Raw genomic sequence first — 821 nt, 5'->3', positions numbered from 1 at the left:
ATATCAACCCGTTGTCCATCGACTACGCCTGTCGGCCTCGCCTTAGGTCCCGACTTACCCTGGGCGGACGAACCTGCCCCAGGAACCCTTGGTCATCCGGCGGCAGAGATTCTCACTCTGCTTTCGCTACTCATGCCTGCATTCTCACTCGCATGGCCTCCACGGCTAGCTCACGCTGCCGCTTCCAAGGCCACACGACGCTCCCCTACCCATCCACACCACTGCACCCACCTTGCAAGAAGGCGAGCGGATGTATTGTGTGAATGACACAGCTTCGGCGGCGCGCTTCAGCCCCGCTACATTGTCGGCGCAGGACCACTTGACCAGTGAGCTATTACGCACTCTTTCAAGGATGGCTGCTTCTAAGCCAACCTCCTGGTTGTCTGGGCGACCCCACATCCTTTCCCACTTAGCGCACACTTAGGGGCCTTAGCTGGTGTTCTGGGCTGTTTCCCTCTCGACTACGAACCTTATCGCCCGCAGTCTCACTGCCACGCTCTCACACACCGGTATTCGGAGTTTGGCTGATTTCGGTAAGCTTGTAGGCCCCCTAGACCATCCAGTGCTCTACCCCCGGCGTGAAACACATGACGCTGCACCTAAATGCATTTCGGGGAGAACCAGCTATCACGGAGTTTGATTGGCCTTTCACCCCTACCCACAGCTCATCCCCCAGGTTTTCAACCCTGGTGGGTTCGGGCCTCCACAACATCTTACTGCTGCTTCACCCTGGCCATGGGTAGATCACCCCGCTTCGGGTCCAGACCACGCGACTCAACCGCCCTCTTCGGACTCGCTTTCGCTACGGCTCCCCCACACGG

1 rRNA gene is annotated in these 821 nt (G+C 58.7%); it reads right to left on the bottom strand.

Going from position 1 to position 821, the window contains the following annotated elements:
* Positions 1-821, bottom strand: a 23S ribosomal RNA gene (locus tag IEY98_RS32280); the annotation flags it as partial.

This window comes from Actinokineospora fastidiosa, assembly GCF_014648415.1.
GTDB lineage: Bacteria > Actinomycetota > Actinomycetes > Mycobacteriales > Pseudonocardiaceae > Actinokineospora > Actinokineospora fastidiosa.
The sequence above is the reverse complement of the archived record's forward strand: the minus strand, read 5'-3'. Positions and strand labels throughout refer to the sequence as shown.